Genomic DNA, 17,478 nt, shown 5'->3' with positions numbered 1-17,478 from the left:
CGACACAGCTGCGAAGGCAGCATGTGGGTCAGGTTCGCCGGGGCGAGCCAAGCCTGTGCGGTCGGCCGGTGCCTTCATGCCCGTCATCCGGTGTCGGGTGCGTCCGGGTCTTCGGGGAAGATGTAGGGCTCGAGGCCGAGCGATCGGCGGAGGCGGTCGGCGGCCCGCATCGGCGGCTCGGCCTCGAGCAGGGCGGCGATATCGGGCTCCTGCAGCCGGGCCTCGATCCCGGCCTTGAGGGCGGGGACCTTGTTGCGATCGGCGATGACGTCGAGCGTCCGCTGCATCAGCTTGACCAGCCGGGCCCGGCGCCGCTGCCGGATCTCGGCCGGGGTGCCGGTCGGCGGCGGCGGGTAGGGCGGGTCCGACCAGTCGGCGGCCCGGCGGCGCCATTCGTCGGACAGCTCGAGGCCGCAGGCCAGGCCGGCGATGACCGAGCCGACCGGCCGGTCCTCGACCCGGTTCTCCTCGTCCTCGTAGAGCGCGTCGAGCCGCTCGTCCAGAGCGTCGGTGCGCTCCTCGGCCTTGTCGAGCTCCTCGGTCGGCTGGCGCGGATCCCAGATCAGGTCATAGAGGGCCTCGGTGACATGGTTGCGCTGGCGGGCGCGGCGGGCCCGGCGGTCGGCCTTGTCATGGGCGCAGAGCCGGTCGGCGGCGCGGGCGCGCTGGGTCAGGGCGCGCTGCACGGTGCCGGAGAAGCGGCTGAAGGCCAGGCCGGCCTCCTGGGCTTCGGCCCTGGCCGCCTCGACCGAGGCCTCGTCGGCCGCGGGCTCGGCGGCGCGGGCCTGGGCGGCGATGGCGCGGGCGCCCTCGGCCTCGACCATCCGCATGCCGAGCTCCGCGATCCGCGTGAGCATCTCGACCTGCTGCAGCGCGAGGCCGCGGCAATAGGCCGGGATGTCGGGATCGGGAGAGGCAGCGTTCATGGAACATATCATGAACATGATTGCGGGTTAACGCAAGACGACATTGCGTTTGCCCGTCCGAAGCGGGCTTGCCGCCTGGATCGCCACGCCCCTTCGGGGCTCGCGATGACGGTGGTTTGGCGAGGCGGGCTCGCTAAAGTCGGGGCTTCGGATGTGTCAATCCTGGGATATGTAAAACCCGAACTGTTTCCTTTGCTTTCGCCCCCTCCCCGTTCTACATCTGATCGCCCTCGACCCGGCAGGTTCCAGCCAGTTTCAGACGATGCCAGACACCCCCCAGACGCTCGACTCGTTGCGCCGGCGGATCGACGAGCTCGACGATGCGATCCATGACCTGATCATGCAGCGGGCCGGGCTGGTGCACGACATCGCCGCCGCCAAGAACGGCGACCCACTGGCGATGCGGCCGGGCCGGGAGGCGGCGATCCTGCGCCGGCTGGCGGCCCGGCACGCCGGCGGCTTTCCGCTGCCCGAGCTGACCCGGATCTGGCGCGAGCTGATCGCCGGCTGCACCCACATGCAGGCCCCCTTCGCCGTCGCCGTGCACGTGCCGGAGAACCAGGAAGAGCTGTGGAACCTGGCGCGCGATCATTACGGCAGCCACACCCCGACGACCCCAGCGGCCGCGCCGATCCAGGCGATCCGCGCGGTCTATGACGGCAGCGCCGCGGTGGCGGTGGTGCCGTGGCCGGTCGAGTCCGACACCGACCCCTGGTGGCAGGTGCTGGTCTCGGACGACCCGCGCACGCCGCGGATCGTCGGCAGCCTGCCCTTCGTTGTCACCGAGCGGCACCGGGACGAGCCGCTGGCCCTGGCCGTCGCCCAGATCGACCCCGAGCCGACCGGCGACGACCACGCCCTGATCACGGTCGAGGTCACCGGCGACATCAGCCGCAGCCGGCTGAAGCAGACCTTCGAGGCCGCCGGCCTGCCGCCGGTGGCGTTCTGGACCCGGCCGGCCCGCGCCCCCGAGGACTCCGCGGTCCATCTGGTCGACGTCGACGATTTCGTCGCTGCCGGGGACGGCCGGCTGGGCAGTCTGGCCGAGCGCCTGGAGGAGCTGGCCCCCCGTATCCGCCTGATCGGCGGCTTCGCCACCCCGATCACCATCGGCCGCCGGAGCTGAGACTTCCGATGACTGCGATCCAAGCGCCCCGCCCCCGCCCCGGCCTGCTCGACATCGATCCCTATATCGGCGGCGAGGCCCGGACGGTGCCGCATCCGAAGCTGGGCCGGCCGATCCGGCTGGCCTCGAACGAGGGCGCCTTCGGCCCGAGCCCGAAGGCGATGGCCGCCTATCGCGAGCTGAGCGGCGAGATCCACCGCTATCCCGACGGCGGCTGCAGCGCGCTGCGCGAGGCCCTGGCCGAACGCTACGGCCTGGATGCCGGGCGCATCGTCGCCGGCGCCGGGTCGGACGAGCTGATCGCGCTTATGGCCAAATGCTATGCCGGGCCGGGCGACGAGGTACTGTACAGCCGGCACGGCTTCCTGATGTACCCGATCGCGGCGAAGGCGGTGGGCGCCACGCCGGTGGCGGCGCCGGAGGCGGACCGCAAGACCGATGTCGACGCGCTGCTGGCGCATGTCACGCCGCGCACCCGCATCCTGTACCTGGCCAATCCGAACAACCCGACCGGCTATCTGCTGCCGAAGGGCGAGGTCGAGCGGCTGCATGCGGCCCTGCCGCCGGACGCGATCCTGGTGCTGGACGCCGCCTATGCCGAATACATCGACGATCCGGAATACAGCCCCGGTGCCGACCTGGTCGACCGGGCCCAGAACGTCGTCATGCTGCGCACCTTCTCGAAGATCTACGGCATGGGCGCGCTGCGGCTCGGCTGGGCCTATGCCTCGGCCGCCATCACCGACGTGCTGAACCGGGCCCGCGGGCCGTTCAACGTCAGCGCCGCGGCGCAGGCCGCGGGCGTGGCCGCGCTGGCCGACCAGGACTTCGTCGCGAAGAGCCGCGCCCACAATGCCGAATGGCGGCGCTGGACCGCGGCGGAGCTGGAGGCGCTGGGCCTTTCGGTGCTGCCGTCGGCCGGCAACTTCCTGCTGATCGATTTCGGCGGGCGCGACGCCGAGGCGGCACGGCTGTATCTGAAGGACAAGGGCATCCTGGTCCGCCAGATGGGCGCCTATGGCCTGCCGACCTGCCTGCGCATCACCATCGGCACCGAGGAGGAGATGCGGGCGGTGGTCGAGGCCCTGGCCGAGCATCTGCGCCGCCGATGAGCGCGGAGACGACGACCCCGGCGCCGATCTTCCGGCGCCTGGCGCTGCTGGGCGTCGGCCTGATCGGGTCTTCCGTGGCGCGGGCCTGCCGCAAGCACGGGCTGGTCGGCGAGATCATCGGCCATGCCCGGCGGCAGGAGACCCGCGACGAGGCGATGCGGCTCGGCTTCCTCGACCGGGTCGAGGCCGATCCGGCGGCGGCGGTGGCCGGCGCCGACATCGTCATGATCTGCGCCCCGATGGGCGCCTATGAGTCCCTGGCGCGGGCGATCGCCCCGGCCCTGGCCCCGGGCGCGGTCGTCACCGATGTCGGCTCGGTCAAGGGGCTGGTGGCGAAGATCGTCGGGCCGCATCTGCCGAAGGGCGTGCATCTCGTGCCCGGCCACCCGATCGCCGGCACCGAGCATTCCGGCCCCGCCGCCGGCTTCGCCGAGCTGTTCATCGACCGCTGGTGCGTGCTGACGCCCGAGCCGGGGGTCGACCCCGAGGCCGTCGCCAAGGTCGAGGCGCTGTGGCGCGGCATGGGCATGATGGTCGAACGGATGACGGCCGAGCATCACGACCGGGTGCTGGCCATCACCTCGCACATCCCGCATCTGATCGCCTACACCATCGTCGGCACCGCCTCGGACATGGAGGAGGCGACCAAGGCCGAGGTGATCCGCTTCTCCGCCGGCGGCTTCCGCGACTTCACCCGCATCGCCGGCTCCGACCCGGTGATGTGGCGCGACGTGTTCCTGACCAACCGGGAGGCGGTGCTGGAGGTGCTGCAGCAGTTCACGGAGGACCTGGTGCGGCTGCAGCGCGCCATCCGCCGTGGCGAGGGCGACACGCTGCAATCCTGGTTCACCCGCACCCGCGCCATCCGCCGCGGCGTCGTCGACGCCCATCAGGAGGAGATGGAGCCGGAGAAGGCGGCGCGGCTGACCAAGGAAGAGGACTGAGGGAAACCGTCATGGCGAGCCCCGAAGGGGCGTGGCCATCCAGACATCGAGCCGCTGGATCGCCACGGCGCTTCGCGCCTCGCGATAACGACTTTACCAGCGCGTCAAGCGTACCAGCCTACTGCGCCCAGCGGATCTCGGGCAGCTTCGCCACCTGCAGCGGGCCGAAGGAGACCTTGCCCTTCTCGATCGCGATCGGGGCGGTGACGGTGCGGGAGCCGTCTGCCGCCGGCTGGCCCGCCATAAGGTCGAGCCCGACCTTGGCGAAGCCGGCGTCGCGGTCCTTGACCAAGCCGGCCTTCTGCAGGTCGTCGATCACCGCGCCGTAGCCCCGGATCTTCGCCGTCAGCGTGCCCTGGGGCTGCAGCCTATCGTCGAGGTCGAGGGTGCCGTCGGCGTCGATCGTCAGCGGCCCCCAGCGCAGCGCCAGCCGGTCGACGCGCAGCTTGCCACCGGCGGCGCGCCAGGCCGCCAGCTCAGGAGCGGTTGCCGCCTTGGGCGGCGTGCCCAGCACCGTCAGCCGAGCGGCCACCAGGTCGACCCGCCGGCCCATGGCTTGCAGACCGAGATCCGGCGTCTCGATGCCTTCGATGTCGAGCGACGCGGCGGCGCCGGCCCCGGCCTCCTCCGGCGCCCGGTCGACGGAGCCATTGACCCGGGCGACCGGCAGCGGCGCCGGCAGCAGGCCGCCGGTCAGCTCGACCTGGGACAGGGTCAGCAGGACCCGTGTCGGCTTGCCGTCCGTGCCGATTCGGGCGCTGCCGCTGCCCGATCCCTTGACCTCGGCGACCAGGGCCGGGCTGCCCGGCAGGGTGACGCGCTGCGGCGGCGCGATGGTGAAGCCGATATCGGGCAGGGCCCAGGGCTTGGCGGTGGCGACCACCCCGGCGGCGGTCCAGGTCAGGCCGTCGATGCGGCGCAGGCTCGGCGCCTGCGATTCGACGGTGAAGACCAGCGGGAATCCCTCGACCTGCAGCGCGCCGGGATCGACCGTCACGCCGGGCGGCGGGTTGGCGGCGAAGGCCTGCGCCTGCGCCTGCACCTTGCCCGCAGCCCAATACCAGCCGCCGGTCCAGCCGGCGGCGACGAGGACGAGGAGCGTGGCGGGGACGGCGACGATGCGGCGCATGGATGATCCCGAGCAGTGGCGCAGGCCGGCACGTGGCCGCGCCGGGGCCTCGGAGTCAAGCTGAACCAGCGGAACGCGACACGACGCCTCTCCCCTTCGCAGCTGCGAAACGGTACATCTGGGGCATGGCCGATGGTCACCATCCTTGGAAGACGCCGAATCTGAAGCTGATCCCGGGCGAGCCGCTCTGGGTGTTCGGCTACGGCTCGCTGATGTGGAATCCGGGCTTTCCCTTCATCGAGCGCGAGCCGGCGGTGCTGCACGGCTATCACCGCCGCTTCTGCGTTCTGTCGCACCGCTACCGCGGCACGCCGGAGCGGCCGGGGCTGGTGCTGGGCCTCGACCGCGGCGGATCCTGCCGCGGCATCGCCTTCAAGGTGGCGGCGGAGCAAGTGCAGGCGGTCGTCGCCTATCTCTGGGAACGCGAGATGGTGACCGGCGTCTACCGCCCGAGCCTGAAGCAGATCCGTCTACCGTCCGGCCCGGTGACCGCCTGCTGCTTCTTGGCCGATCGCGGCCACCGCCAATATCGCGGCGGGCTGGGCCATGACGAGACGGTGGCGATGATCCGCACCGGCATCGGCAGCAGCGGGCCGAATCGCGACTACCTCCTGAACACGGTCGAACATCTGCGCGAGCTCGGCATCCGCGACGGCGCCCTGTTCGCGCTGGCGAAGCGGGTGGCGGAAGCGGCGGAGCCGACAGTCTCATTGTCCGCCGGACAATCAACGGCCCAAGCGCCCTGAGACACCCGGATCACGAGGACCGGCTATTTGCTGGATGATCCGATACCGGCTTGGCGCGTACCGAGTTCCGCCAGTAGACGACCCCTGCGAGAATCCAGCACATAATGCCGAAGAATATGGTGTACGTCGCCATAAATTCGCTTCCTCGATAGGAAGAATAAATACCGAACCCGACGAAAAACACTCCCATCAAACCCCAAGTCAATGTTCCGGTTGGAAAACGTGCGGGGCTGACACCAACACCGGCGTGACGTCTGTTCGCCGCGACCAGTTCCTGGTTCTTGAGCATTTCCGCAGCGCAAGCATCACTGCAGGCAATTGAGATCTCGTTGATCTCCCGGGTGCAATCAGGACAAATCGCACGTCCGCAGCACAGGCACAGCCCGGTCGCTGCCGTCCCCCGATGGCGAAAGCAGTTCATCATCCCCCCTTTGCTTTCGGGATTATAGGGGACAGGCGCGATGCAACGCCATCATCGACCGAGCCGTTGCCGAAAGCGGCCCCCTTCTGTCTGTGTGGATGCGATGCGCTCTACCCGCAGCGTGAATAGCCGCAGTTGAGGCAGGTGTCGCAGCCCTCCTGCCGGATCAGGGTCGGGTGGCCGCATTTCGGGCAGGACCGGCCCGGCGGCCGGCCCGGATTGCCCGCCGGCTCGGCCGTCACCTCGACCGCCACCTCCGGTACGATGCCCTCCGGCTGCTTCAGGAAGCCGGTCGCCACCATGTGCCGCTCGATCGTCTCGCCGATCGCGGCCAGCAGCGACGGCACGTAGCGGCCGGCCATCCACTGCCCGCCGCGCGGGTCGAACACGGCCTTCAGCTCCTCGACCACGAAGGCGACGTCGCCGCCGCGCCGGAACACCGCGCTGATCATCCGGGTCAGCGCCACGGTCCAGGCGTAGTGCTCCATGTTCTTGGAGTTGATGAAGATCTCGAAGGGCCGGCGCTGGCCGTCGATCACCGTGTCGTTGAGGGTGACGTAGATGGCGTGGTCGCTGTCCGGCCAGCGCAGCTTGTAGGTCTCTCCCGGCAGCACCTCCGGCCGCGGCGAGGGCACGCTGAGGCCAGGGGCCTCAGCCGCCCTCTGCGGTCGCGCCTCTAGCACCGCGCCGGTGATCGGGTTCGGGCGATAGGTGGTGCAGCCCTTGCAGCCGAGGGCATAGGCCTGGGCATAGACATCCTTGAAGGCGTCGAAGGACAGGTCCTCCGGGCAGTTGATGGTCTTGCTGATCGAGCTGTCGATGTGCTTCTGCGCCGCCGCCTGGATCGCCAGATGGTCGGCGGGCGCCAGGGTCTGGGCGTCGACGAAGTAATCCGGCAGCGGCGCGTCGGCGCCGTGGATCTGGCGGAACAGGCGGTAGGCGTAATTCTCCACCGTCTCGGCCCGGCGGCTGCCGTCGGGCAGCAGCACGTTGCGGGTGTGGGTCCAGGCGAAGACCGGCTCGATCCCCGAGGCGACGTTGCCGGCGAAGAGCGAGATGGTGCCGGTCGGCGCGATCGAGGTCAGGAGGGCGTTGCGGATGCCGTGCCGGGCGATCAGGGCCCGGATCTCTTCCGGCAGCTCGGCGACGCCCGGCGCGGCCAGGAACTGGTCGCGGTCGAACAGCGGGAAGGCCCCCTTCTCCGCCGCAATTTCGGCCGAGGCGCGGTAGGAGTGCAGCTTGATCGCGCCCAGCCACTCCTCCACCAGGGCGGCGGAGTCGGGCGAGCCGTAGCGCACGCCCAGCATCAGGAAGGCGTCGGCCAGGCCGGTGACGCCGAGGCCGATGCGCCGCTTGGCCTGGGCCTCGGCCGCCTGTTCCGGCAGCGGGAAGCGCGAGACGTCGACGACGTTGTCCATGAGCCGGATGGCGACCGGCACGATCTCCGCCAGCGCCTCATGGTCGAAGCGGGCCTCGGGCGTGAACGGATCGACCACCAGCTTGGCCAGGTTGACCGAGCCGAGCAGGCAGGCGCCGTAGGGGGGCAACGGCTGTTCGCCGCAATTGTGCAGGACCAGGCCGTTGCCGTCGAAGGCGTTCGGGCCGGGGATCCGGACGTCGTAGACCTCCTCCTCCCCGTCCGGCTCCAGCCACCGGATGGTGGCGAGGAACCGCTCGCGATTGAGCGCCCGGCGATAGCCGGCCAGCGCCTGGTCGAGCCGCGCCCGCTTGTCGGTGTCGGCGAAGCCGATCCGGGCGGCGAAGCGGGCCAGGCCAGCCCCGGCGATGACGAGCTCGTGGTCGGCGGCGCAGTCATAGGAGCGGCGCCCGCCCTTGCCGTCCGGCAGCAGGCGCGGGCCGGCGGCGCGGCGATCGGCGTAGATCGCCGAGGCGATGCCGAGCCGCAGCAGCATGCGCTGGACGGCGCGCAGCACACCGAGATCGCTCTGCGCCAGGCGGATGCTGACGCCCTTGTCCCGTGTGCCCTGGACCGATCCGTCGGCGTCGAACAGCCCGCGCAGCAGGCCGATGGTGAAGGCGGATGAGGCCTGTTCGACCGCGGGCGTGATCGTCTTGCGGCCGGGCGCGAGGCCGAGCGACAGCGCCAGCTCGCGCAGGGCGCCGAGGCTGAGCCGCCGTTCGCCCCGGCCGGGCACGCGCATCCAGCCGGCGAAATCGACCCGATGCGGCAGCGACCGGGCCGCCGACAGCGCCGCCGCCATCACCCCGGCGATTCCCGGACGGGCATCGGCGCCGTTGGCCGTGGCCTCGCCGGGCCAGGCCGAGAGCACGGCCTTGTCGGATTTCAGCGTGCCGTCGCCGATCAGGAGGCCGATCAGATAGCCCTCTTCCTCCGAGCCGAAGCCAGGCCAGGCGAGCGCGTCGCCGTGATCGTGCAGCCGGACTCGGTCGCCTGGCCGCAACCCGCCGGCCTTGCGCCATTCGGTCTCGATCCGGAAGCGGGACACCTCGGTCGCGACCAGAACCGGATGGTCCGCCGTCAGCCGCAGGACATGGCCTTCCGCCGTCTCCAGCCGCAGCATCGGCTTGCGGCCGGTCGGGAAGAAGCCCTCGGGGCCAGAGGCTGCCGGCCGACCGTTGACCATGGCGACGAAGGGCCGGCCGACCAGATCCCCGACCGACCGCGGGCCCTCCAGGGTCTGGACCCAGGTGTCCGCCGTGACGCAGGGATTGGTGCTCTGGATCGTCTCGCAATAGGCGAGGTTGTTCCGGGCGTTGATGCGGTCGATGAAGATCACGCCGGGCTCGGCCGAATCATAGGTCGAGCGCATGATCCGGTCCCACAGCTCGCGCGCCGGCACGGTGCGGAAGACGCGGCCGCCGAACAGCAGGTCCCAGGGCGCATCGGCCTCGACCGCCGCCATGAACGGGTCGGTGACCAGCACCGACAGGTTGAACATGCGCAGCCGCCCGGGGGTGCGCTTGGCCTCGATGAAGTCGACGATGTCGGGATGGTCGCAGCGCAAGGTCGCCATCATCGCGCCGCGGCGGGAGCCGGCGGACATGATGGTCCGGCACATCGCGTCCCAGACATCCATGAAGGAGAGCGGGCCGGACGCATCGGCCCCAACGCCCGCGACCGGCGCGCCCTTCGGCCGGATGGTCGAGAAATCGTAGCCGATGCCGCCGCCCTGCTGCAGTGTCAGCGCCGCCTCGCGCAGATGGGCGAAGATGCCCGACATGCTGTCCGGCACCGTGCCCATGACGAAGCAGTTGAACAGGGTGACGTCGCGCCCGGTGCCGGCGCCGGCCAGGATGCGCCCGGCCGGCAGGTAGCGATGGCCGCGCAGGATGCCGAGGAACTTATCGGTCCACAGCGCCGGGTCCGATTCGGCCGCCGCCACGGCGGCGGCGACGCGTCGCCAGCTGTCCTCGACCGTCAGGTCGACGGGGGTGCCGTCCGGCTGCTTCAGCCGGTACTTCATGTCCCAGATCTGAGTCGCGATATCGCCCGGCTCGGCCACGATGGACCTCCCGCAGACCGCCGCACCCCCAAAGGATGGGGGTACGGCCGGGGCGGGTCAACCAGGGACAGTGGTCGGGTCCGCGGCCCCGCTATTCCGGCCCGGCATAGATCGCGTGGCGCAGGCCCGCGACGAACGGACCGTTCATGCCCTCGACCGCGGTGTTGGTGAGGCCGACCACGGTCAGCCGGCGGACCGGGTCGACGAACCAGGAGTGGCCGTAGACACCGCCCCAGCGCCAGGTGCCGGCCGTCATCGGCACCCCGGCCGCCGCCGGGTCGGTCACGATCGCGAAGCCGTAGCCGAAGGTCGTGCCCGGCGTGTCCGGCATTGAAAGGCCGGGGATCTGGCTGGTGGCCATAGCCTGCACCGTCTCCGGCTTCAGGATCGGCGCGCCGCCGCGGCGCAGGGTTTCGAGGAACACCAGGAAGTCGCCGGCCGTGCCCGCCATGCCCGCGCCGCCCGACGGGTAGGAGGCCAGATCGAAGATGCGGCCGGGGGCGTAGCTCAGCCCGGCGAAGGGCTGCGGCGCCGGGATGACGTAGGCCTCGCCCATCCGCACCGGCTCCGGCACCGCGTCGGCATAGGCGGCGGCCAGGCGCGCGCGGTCCGGCGGGGCGAAGCCGGTGTCGCGGAGGCCGAGCGGCCCGGTGACGCGGCGGTGCACCAGGTCCGGCAGGCTTTCGCCGGCCGCCTGCTCCAGCGCGGCGCCGAGCACGTCGAGCGCCACCGAATAGGCCCAGGCGCTGCCCGGGGCGAAGGCGAGCGGCACCGAGGCGATGCGGCGCAGATTCTCCGCGAAGGACCGGCCCGGCCCGTCGAGCCCGTCGGAGACGCCGGCGCGGTGATAGGGGCCGTCCGCCGGCTCGGTGAAGCCGTAGATCAGGCCCGCGGTGTGGGTCAGGAGATGGCGGATGGTGATCACCGGCTCTCTGCCGTCGGCCAGCTTCGGCCGGAAGTCGGGCAGGAACTTCGTGACCGGATCGGTGAGGGCGATCCGACCCTCCTCCACCAGCCGCAGGGCGGCGGCGGTGACGATCGGCTTGGTCAGGCGTAGAGGAACACCGTGTCCTCGCGCATCGGCCGGCCCGCCTCGCGGTCGGCCTGGCCGGCGGCGCGGCGGTAGACCAGCCGCCCGTCCTGCGCGACCAGCACCACCGTGCCGACGATGCGTTTCTCCGCGAGCGCCTTGTCGATCGCGGCGTCGATCCGCGGCGACAGGGCGGGATCGGCGGCCGGCGTGCCCTCGAACAGGGCGATCGTCATCGGGAGACTCCGTTCTCGAATCGGCGTGCCGTCATCCGGGCATGCGGGTGTAGCCGCCGGACGGAGCCGAGCGCAACGCGCTGCTGAAAGCCGCCGGAGGACCGCTAGGCCCGGCCGATCACGCTTCGGCGCAGCGTCAGGATCCGCCCCGGCCCGTGCGCCGCCGCGAAGAGCAGCCCGGCCAGGAAGGTGAAGTGGTCGACGAAGAAGCCGAACTCGGCCTGGTTTCCGGCCCAGCGCGCCGGGCCGTGAAAGGCGAAGGCCAGGAACACGACATAGACGCCGGCCAGCAGCGCCGCTTCCGAGAAATACACCCCGATCAGGAAGCAGACCACCAGAAGGCATTCGAAGATCGCGGCCAGCCAGGCCAGCACAAGCGGTGCCGGGAACCCCGCCATGGCGATGTAGCCGGCGGTGCTGTTCATATCCATGAACTTGAAGGCCACGGCCATGAGGAAGACCGCGGCGAAGATCAGCCGGCCGACGAGAACGGCGGCCGACCGCCAGGTTGCATCCATCGTTTCCTCCCCGAACAGGGCGAGGGTAACCGACGCCGGGCGTGCGCCTCAATCTCTAGTCCGGCAGGGTCACCGGCGTCGCCGCGGCCAGGGGGCGGCGCAGCCGGTCGGGGTCGTCGTAGCGCCACAGCGGAATGCCGGCGCAGCGCTCCACCCTGTCCGGCATGCCGTAGCGGGCGACCACGGCGCGAGCGTTCAGCCCGTCCATCAGGATGAAGCCGAAGCGCGGAGCCCCCGTGCCGCCGGCCCAGTCCTGTCGGGCCCAGCCCTCATTGATGATCCAGTGATAGGGCGCGCCGTTGCGCGCCACCTGGGCGATCTGGACCCGGCGGCCGGAATGCAGCACCAGCGGCTTGGCCCACCAATAGCCGGCGAGGCCGGCGACAGGCGCCTCGCCCTGGAAGCAGGCGAGCGTCCGCGGTGGTTCGATCCGCGCCGCCATCTGGTCCGGCCGGGCCCAGAGCGCGGCGCCGGCGACAAGCAACGCCGCCACGGTCGCGCCCACCGGCCGGGTCGGCACCCGCAGCCGGTCGGCGATGAGATGGGCGAGCCAGAGCGCGGTCAGGAACAGCCAGGGCTGGAAATAACGCAGGAAGGAATCGTCGCGGAAGATGCCGAACAGCACCACCGCCAGCAGCGTGGCGAGCGAGGACGCGGTGGCGAAGACCGCGATCCGGTCCGAAGGCGCGATCTCCCGCTCCCCGGCGGCCAGGCCGCGCAGCACCGCGGCCGTCCGGACGACCGGCAGCAGGGCGAAGGCGATCAGGCCGAGATTGACCGCCAGCTCGGCCGCATCCGGGCGCCACAGGACGCCGCCGAGGCGGGACAGGCCGTAGCCGACGCCGCGGTCGAGCTGCTGGCGATAGATCCCGTTCAGCGGGTTGATCCAGCCCTGCAGCAGGAAGGCCGCCAGCGCCGCCCCGCCGACCACCACCACCGCGGTCAGGGCGGCCCGTCGGGTTCGGGGAACCAGGGCGCAGAGCAGCGACAGCGCCAGCGCCGGGGCGGCGGCATAGGGCAGGACGAAGCTGTCGGACAGCACCCCGGCCAGGATCAGCCCGGCCAGCCCGATCAGCGGCCAGGGGCCCGGCCGGTCGAGCTGGCGCAGCAGCAGGGCCAGCACCGCCGCCGCGATCAGGATCGCACCGAAATGGAAAGTCGGGACGAAGGGATAGATCAGCCAGTTCAGCCCGTAGAAGCCGGCCAAGCCCCAGCCGAAGGCGAAGAGCAGCGCCATCACCGCCGCGAGCGCGGCCACGGCCATGGCGGCGGACCGGCCGCCGGCGGCACGATGCACCGCGGCGCCGAGCAGGAGATAAAGCGCGAGTTGCAGCGCCGCGTTGAGCGGCAAGGCCTGACGGAAATCCACCGTCAGCAGGTCGGCCAGGCCATAGACCAGCATGTCCGGGAAGACATAGGGCCCTGGGGTCAGGTGCCAGCCGCGCAGATTGTCCAGCCCGCGGTGCAGGTCGTCGAACAGCGCCGGCAGATAGAGGGCATCGGCGTTGCCGATCAGCCCGGCGGCGCCCGGCAGGCGCAGGGCCGCCGCCGTCGCCAGCAGCGACAGGCCGGCGACCGCGGCGAGGAGCAGGGGCGGCCGAGGTCGGCGCAATCCGCGCTCAGGCCGTGGCGGCGGCCCGGGTGGGGCGCGGCGTCGGCGGCCCGCCGGCGGCGACCACCAGCCGCTCGGACGCCGTCTCCAGCTCCTCCTCCAGCCGCACCATCATCTCGTCGCGCGACAGGCCGGGCGGGATCGGCGGCAGGAATTCGACCGTGATCGTGCCCGGCCGCTTGCGGAAGGCGCGGCGGCGCCAGAACACGCCGGAGTTCAGCGCCATCGGCACCACCGGCACGCCCAGCCCCTCATAGAGCGCGCCGACGCCGATGCGGTAGGGCCGCCAGGTGCCGGGTGCGGTGCGGGTGCCCTGCGGGAAGATTGCGATCGGCCGGCCCTCCGCCGCGCGGACCTTGGCGTGCTCGATCATGTCGCGGATCGCCCGGCTGCCCGCGCCGCGATCGACCGGGATCATCCCGGTCTTCAGCAGGTACTTGCCCCAGACCGGCACCTTCAGCAGCTCGGACTTCAGCACGATCGCCGGGTCGGGCAGCAGCAGATGCAGCTTCAGCGTCTCCCAGGCCGACTGGTGCTTGGCGGCGACGATGCAGGCGCCATCGGGCAGGTTCTCGCGCCCGACCACGCGGTAGTCGATGCCGAGGATGGTCTTCTCCAGCCAATGCACGCTGCGCAGCCAGACGAAGATCCAGGCCATCATCGTCCGGTGCGGCAGCAGCATCGACGGCAGCAGCGCGAAGCAGCACAGCGTTGTCCAGCCGAAGAACAGCAGGTTGAAGAGGGCGGAGCGCAGGATGATCATGACGCCCTATATCCTGCCGAGCGTGACACGCGCCAGCGCAACCAGGAATTTGTTGTATTCGGAGACGATCAGCCGCGCCGTGCCGGGCCAGGCCCACCAGCGGTCGAGATGCACCGCCCCTGGGTCGACCGGCTGCCGCCGGATCTCGATCTCCGGCATCGCCGCCCGGAACTCCAGCATGCTGCGCGGCATGTGGTAGTTCGAGGTGACGAGGCGCAGGCTGCGGAAGCCGTGCGCCCGCATCCAGGCCGCCGCCTCCTGCGCATTGCCCAGGGTGTCATTGGCGGCGTAGCCGAGATCGACGCAGCAGCGCAGCGAATCGTCGGTGGGCGAAAGGGCGAACAGCTCGCCCAGCTTGACATCGCGATGCACGCCGCTGACCAGCAGCCGCTCGGCCACACCCCGCGCCAGCAGGTCGAGGCCGGCGCGCAGCCTTTCGCTGCCGCCGGTCAGCACGACGATCGCATCGGTGCGGTCGGGGTCGGCCTCACCGCCGCGCCCGGCCTGGGCCACGAACCAAGCCAGCCCCGCCCCCCAGGCCGCCGCGAGGACGATGAGCGCCAGCAGGGCCAGCCGCAAACGGCGGCGCCAAAGCCGGGGCTTGGGGGACGGATCGGCGGTCATCGACATGAACGAACTGCTGTTGCGCCGCGGCCGCGGATCACGGCGCCCGGACAGGAAAGGGGCGGATCGTGGCAAGATTATGCGGCCGCGTCACGGCCCCGGCGCGACGCTGCCCGATGCGGGTTTGCAACCCGTTCACCGCATTCACAAAATTGCCTCGGATGATATAGGCAGCGGCGGACCGGCATGCGATAACGCGCCATGATCGTCACCTGCCCCAGCTGTTCGACCCGTTATCTCGTCGATCCGGCGGCGATCGGCCCCGACGGCCGGCGCGTCAAATGCGCACGCTGCGGCCATATCTGGCGCGAATCGGCAGTCGAGCCGGTGCCGCCACCGCCGCCCGAGCCGCAGCCGGTGCTGGTGGGACCGGCAGCGACGCAGGCGGCGCCTTCCCCGTCGGCCGCGGGCCACATTACCAACCTGCCGGTGGTGATCACGCCGCGCCGGCGCGACGGGCCGGCGGTCGGTCTGGCGCTGGCGGTGCTGCTGATCGGCGGCCTGGCCGGGGTGGGCTATTTCGCGCGCGACTCGATCGTCCGCTTCTGGCCGCCGGCGATCCGCCTGTACGACACCATCGGCGTGCCGGTGGCGGAGCCGGTCGAGACCGGCGCCCTGGGCCGCGGCCTGGTGCTGCGCGGGCTGGAGGTCCGGCGCGTCGGCAGCAGCGGCGTGGAGCAGGTGGTGGTCACCGGCCGGGTCGAGAACCGGGCGCTGGTGACCCGGCCGGTGCCGCCGATCGAGGTGCGCCTGCTGGATGCCAGCCGCACCGTGGTGGCGCGCGCGCCGCTGGTGGTGACGACCGAGACGCTCGCGCCGGACCAGTCGGTGCAGGTGGCGGCGACGGTCGAGACCACGCCCGACGCCGCCACAAGGCTGGAGATCGGCGCCCAGACCGGCGCCGCCCCATAGCGGCTACGCCCTCACCTCCTGGCGCAGGAACACCAGATAGGCCAGGACGAACAGCACGATCACCGCCGCGATCAGGGCCGGGAATTGCGGCCAGACCAGGAGGAAGCTCTGGCCCGCCGGCAGCGGCGCGCCGATCAGGGCGCCGTCGAGGTCGCTGTACAGCACCGGGCCGAGCGTCCGGGTGGCGGGGTTCAGCAGCGCCACCGTGATCTCGGCGAACAGGCCGTTCGGCGAGATCCGCGACAGCGCCCGGGCGGTCTCGACATGCTCGATGTTCGGACCCATCGGCCCCATCAGCGGCCCGGAGACGAGGTCGGCGATCATCGAGGTGATCGGCGCCCAGAACATGCCGACGACCAGCCAGACCGCCAGCGCCGAGAGCGCCGCCGTGGCCGGCGACCGGAACAGCGTGGAGAACAGCAGGCCAACGGCCAGCCAGACGCCGCCGAAGACGATGGTGGCCAGGAGGAATCCGGCCATCCGCACGATCTCCTCCGTGCTCGGCGGCAGGCCGAGCAGGAGGATGCCGAGCCCGATCACCGCCAGCCACAGCGCCACCAGCGCGATCACCAGGGTCAGGAGCGCCGCCGCGAACTTGCCGAAGATCAGCCCGTCCCGGTAGATCGGCTGGGACAGGAGCCGGCCCAGCGTGCGCCGGCTGAACTCGCCGTTCACCGCATCGAAGGACAACGCGATCGCCACCAGCGGCACCAGGAAGCCGAGGATGGCGACGAAGGACGGCAGCGGCGCCTGCGACAGGGTGAACAGGTTCAGGAACAGGAACGGGTCCTGGCCGACCGTGTCGCGGATCGAGCGCAGCGCCGCATAGGTGGCGCCGAGCGCGGTCAGGAACACCAGCGCCTCCAAAAGGCGCATGCGCACGCTGGTCAGGTGGTCGGCCGTCTCCTTCGCCAGCACCGTGCCAACGCCGGCCCAGGGGGAGCGTTCACGCCGCCGCCACATGGGATTCCTCCTCAAATGTGCGCCGATAGATCTCGGCCAGGCTGGGCTCGGCCAGGCCGAGCCGCTGCACCGTGCCGCGGGCGCCGAGCACCGCGGCGGCCACGGCGTTGCGGATGTCGGACCGCGCCTGGACCCGCCAATGCCCGGGCTCCACCGCCGTCACCGCCTGCACCTCCGGCACGCTGCGCAGCAGCATCTCGGCCCCCGGCAGGTCGGTCGCGACATCGATCACCCAGCCGCCACCCAGCACCCGGGCCGCCAGGTCGCGCACCGTGCCGGACAGCACGATCCGGCCCTGGTGGAACAGGGCGACGCGGTCGCAGACGCTCTGTACCTGGTCGAGATGGTGCGAGGACAGGAGCACGGTGATCCCGGCCTCCCTGAGCCCGCGGATCATCGCCAGGAACTCGTGCGTCGCATGCGGGTCGAGCGCCGCGGTCGGCTCGTCCAGGATCGCGATCTGCGCCCGCTTCATCAGGATCTCGGCCAGCCCTAGGCGCTGGCGCATGCCGCGGGAGAAGGTGGCGACCCGGCGGTCCGCATGCTCCGACAGCTCGACCCGGCGCAGCGCCTCGTTGATCCGGCCGCGGATCTCGCGGCGCGGGATGCCGGCGAGCCGCGCGGTGTAGACCAGGTTGGTCGCGGCCGACAGCCCGTCGTAGAAGCCGACTGCGTCGGGCAGGTAGCCGACGGCGCGCTTGACCGACAGCGGGTCGCGCATCGGGTCGCGGCCCAGCACCCGCGCCTCGCCCGAGGTCGCCTCGGTCAGGCCCAGCAGCATCAGGATCGTCGTGGTCTTGCCCGAGCCGTTGGGCCCGAGCAGGCCGACGATCTCGCCGCGCCGGATCTCGAGGTCGATGCCGTCCACGGCGGTGCGGTCGCCGTAGCGCTTGACCAGCCGATGCGTCGACAGGACGACGTCCTCCGCCAT

Annotated in this window: 15 protein-coding genes and 1 pseudogene; 5 read left to right on the top strand and 11 right to left on the bottom strand. The window is 71.4% G+C overall.

What is annotated here, in order from left to right:
• Nucleotides 1-83: 83 nt before the first annotated feature.
• The gene (locus KXR53_RS04535; protein ID WP_437373823.1) at nucleotides 84-926 is read right to left on the bottom strand and encodes a hypothetical protein; all 843 of its coding nucleotides are present in this window, start codon (nucleotides 924-926) and stop codon (nucleotides 84-86) included.
• A gap of 262 nt (nucleotides 927-1,188) precedes the next feature.
• Between KXR53_RS04535 and KXR53_RS04530 the strand changes: the two genes are divergently transcribed.
• Genes KXR53_RS04530 through KXR53_RS04520 form a run of 3 tightly spaced genes read left to right on the top strand, consistent with a single transcriptional unit; the run spans nucleotide 1,189 to nucleotide 4,108 of the window.
• On the top strand, nucleotides 1,189-2,052 hold the full coding sequence (locus KXR53_RS04530; RefSeq protein ID WP_437373821.1) for a chorismate mutase: 864 nt from the start codon (nucleotides 1,189-1,191) through the stop codon (nucleotides 2,050-2,052).
• An 8-nt stretch (nucleotides 2,053-2,060) separates the two neighbouring features.
• A complete protein-coding gene (gene hisC, locus KXR53_RS04525; protein WP_437373819.1) occupies nucleotides 2,061-3,164 on the top strand; it encodes a histidinol-phosphate transaminase in 1,104 nt (367 codons plus the stop codon).
• Nucleotides 3,161-4,108, top strand: a complete 948-nt coding sequence (locus KXR53_RS04520; protein ID WP_437373817.1) for a prephenate/arogenate dehydrogenase family protein — start codon at nucleotides 3,161-3,163, stop codon at nucleotides 4,106-4,108. The genes hisC and KXR53_RS04520 overlap by 4 nt, the downstream gene beginning before the upstream one ends.
• A 118-nt stretch (nucleotides 4,109-4,226) precedes the next feature.
• Here the strand turns inward: KXR53_RS04520 and KXR53_RS04515 are convergent, their stop codons facing one another.
• Complete coding sequence (locus KXR53_RS04515) at nucleotides 4,227-5,237, bottom strand: DUF2125 domain-containing protein (RefSeq protein WP_437373816.1); 1,011 nt, start codon at nucleotides 5,235-5,237, stop codon at nucleotides 4,227-4,229.
• 125 nt (nucleotides 5,238-5,362) lie between these two features.
• Between KXR53_RS04515 and KXR53_RS04510 the strand changes: the two genes are divergently transcribed.
• On the top strand, nucleotides 5,363-5,983 hold the full coding sequence (locus tag KXR53_RS04510; RefSeq protein ID WP_437373814.1) for a gamma-glutamylcyclotransferase: 621 nt from the start codon (nucleotides 5,363-5,365) through the stop codon (nucleotides 5,981-5,983).
• A 10-nt stretch (nucleotides 5,984-5,993) separates the two neighbouring features.
• Here the strand turns inward: KXR53_RS04510 and KXR53_RS04505 are convergent, their stop codons facing one another.
• From KXR53_RS04505 to KXR53_RS04475, 7 genes and pseudogenes are all read right to left on the bottom strand, one after another.
• Nucleotides 5,994-6,404 carry a hypothetical protein gene (locus KXR53_RS04505; protein ID WP_437373812.1) on the bottom strand — a complete coding sequence of 137 codons (411 nt, stop codon included), beginning with the start codon at nucleotides 6,402-6,404 and terminating at the stop codon, nucleotides 5,994-5,996.
• A gap of 110 nt (nucleotides 6,405-6,514) precedes the next feature.
• Nucleotides 6,515-9,889, bottom strand: a complete 3,375-nt coding sequence (locus KXR53_RS04500; protein ID WP_437373810.1) for an LAGLIDADG family homing endonuclease — start codon at nucleotides 9,887-9,889, stop codon at nucleotides 6,515-6,517.
• A gap of 91 nt (nucleotides 9,890-9,980) precedes the next feature.
• Nucleotides 9,981-11,155 (bottom strand): annotated as a pseudogene (locus KXR53_RS04495) (serine hydrolase domain-containing protein).
• Nucleotides 11,156-11,259: 104 nt separating this feature from the next.
• The gene (locus KXR53_RS04490; RefSeq protein ID WP_437373808.1) at nucleotides 11,260-11,673 is read right to left on the bottom strand and encodes a DoxX family protein; all 414 of its coding nucleotides are present in this window, start codon (nucleotides 11,671-11,673) and stop codon (nucleotides 11,260-11,262) included.
• 55 nt (nucleotides 11,674-11,728) lie between these two features.
• The gene (locus KXR53_RS04485) at nucleotides 11,729-13,285 is read right to left on the bottom strand and encodes a hypothetical protein (protein ID WP_437373806.1); all 1,557 of its coding nucleotides are present in this window, start codon (nucleotides 13,283-13,285) and stop codon (nucleotides 11,729-11,731) included.
• Between the two features lie 7 nt (nucleotides 13,286-13,292).
• Nucleotides 13,293-14,048: a lysophospholipid acyltransferase family protein gene (locus KXR53_RS04480; RefSeq protein ID WP_437373804.1), complete on the bottom strand. Its 756-nt coding sequence runs from the start codon at nucleotides 14,046-14,048 to the stop codon at nucleotides 13,293-13,295.
• Between the two features lie 6 nt (nucleotides 14,049-14,054).
• Nucleotides 14,055-14,678: a YdcF family protein gene (locus KXR53_RS04475; RefSeq protein ID WP_437373803.1), complete on the bottom strand. Its 624-nt coding sequence runs from the start codon at nucleotides 14,676-14,678 to the stop codon at nucleotides 14,055-14,057.
• A gap of 195 nt (nucleotides 14,679-14,873) precedes the next feature.
• Between KXR53_RS04475 and KXR53_RS04470 the strand changes: the two genes are divergently transcribed.
• On the top strand, nucleotides 14,874-15,584 hold the full coding sequence (locus tag KXR53_RS04470; protein WP_437373801.1) for a DUF3426 domain-containing protein: 711 nt from the start codon (nucleotides 14,874-14,876) through the stop codon (nucleotides 15,582-15,584).
• Nucleotides 15,585-15,587: 3 nt separating this feature from the next.
• Here KXR53_RS04470 and KXR53_RS04465 read toward each other — a convergent pair whose 3' ends face one another.
• The gene (locus KXR53_RS04465) at nucleotides 15,588-16,547 is read right to left on the bottom strand and encodes an ABC transporter permease (protein ID WP_437373799.1); all 960 of its coding nucleotides are present in this window, start codon (nucleotides 16,545-16,547) and stop codon (nucleotides 15,588-15,590) included.
• A complete protein-coding gene (locus tag KXR53_RS04460; protein WP_437373797.1) occupies nucleotides 16,531-17,478 on the bottom strand; it encodes an ABC transporter ATP-binding protein in 948 nt (315 codons plus the stop codon). Before KXR53_RS04460 ends, KXR53_RS04465 begins: the two co-directional genes overlap by 17 nt.

The organism is Inquilinus limosus (genome assembly GCF_051487185.1).
Lineage (GTDB): Bacteria > Pseudomonadota > Alphaproteobacteria > DSM-16000 > Inquilinaceae > Inquilinus > Inquilinus limosus_F.
The sequence above is the reverse complement of the archived record's forward strand: the minus strand, read 5'-3'. Positions and strand labels throughout refer to the sequence as shown.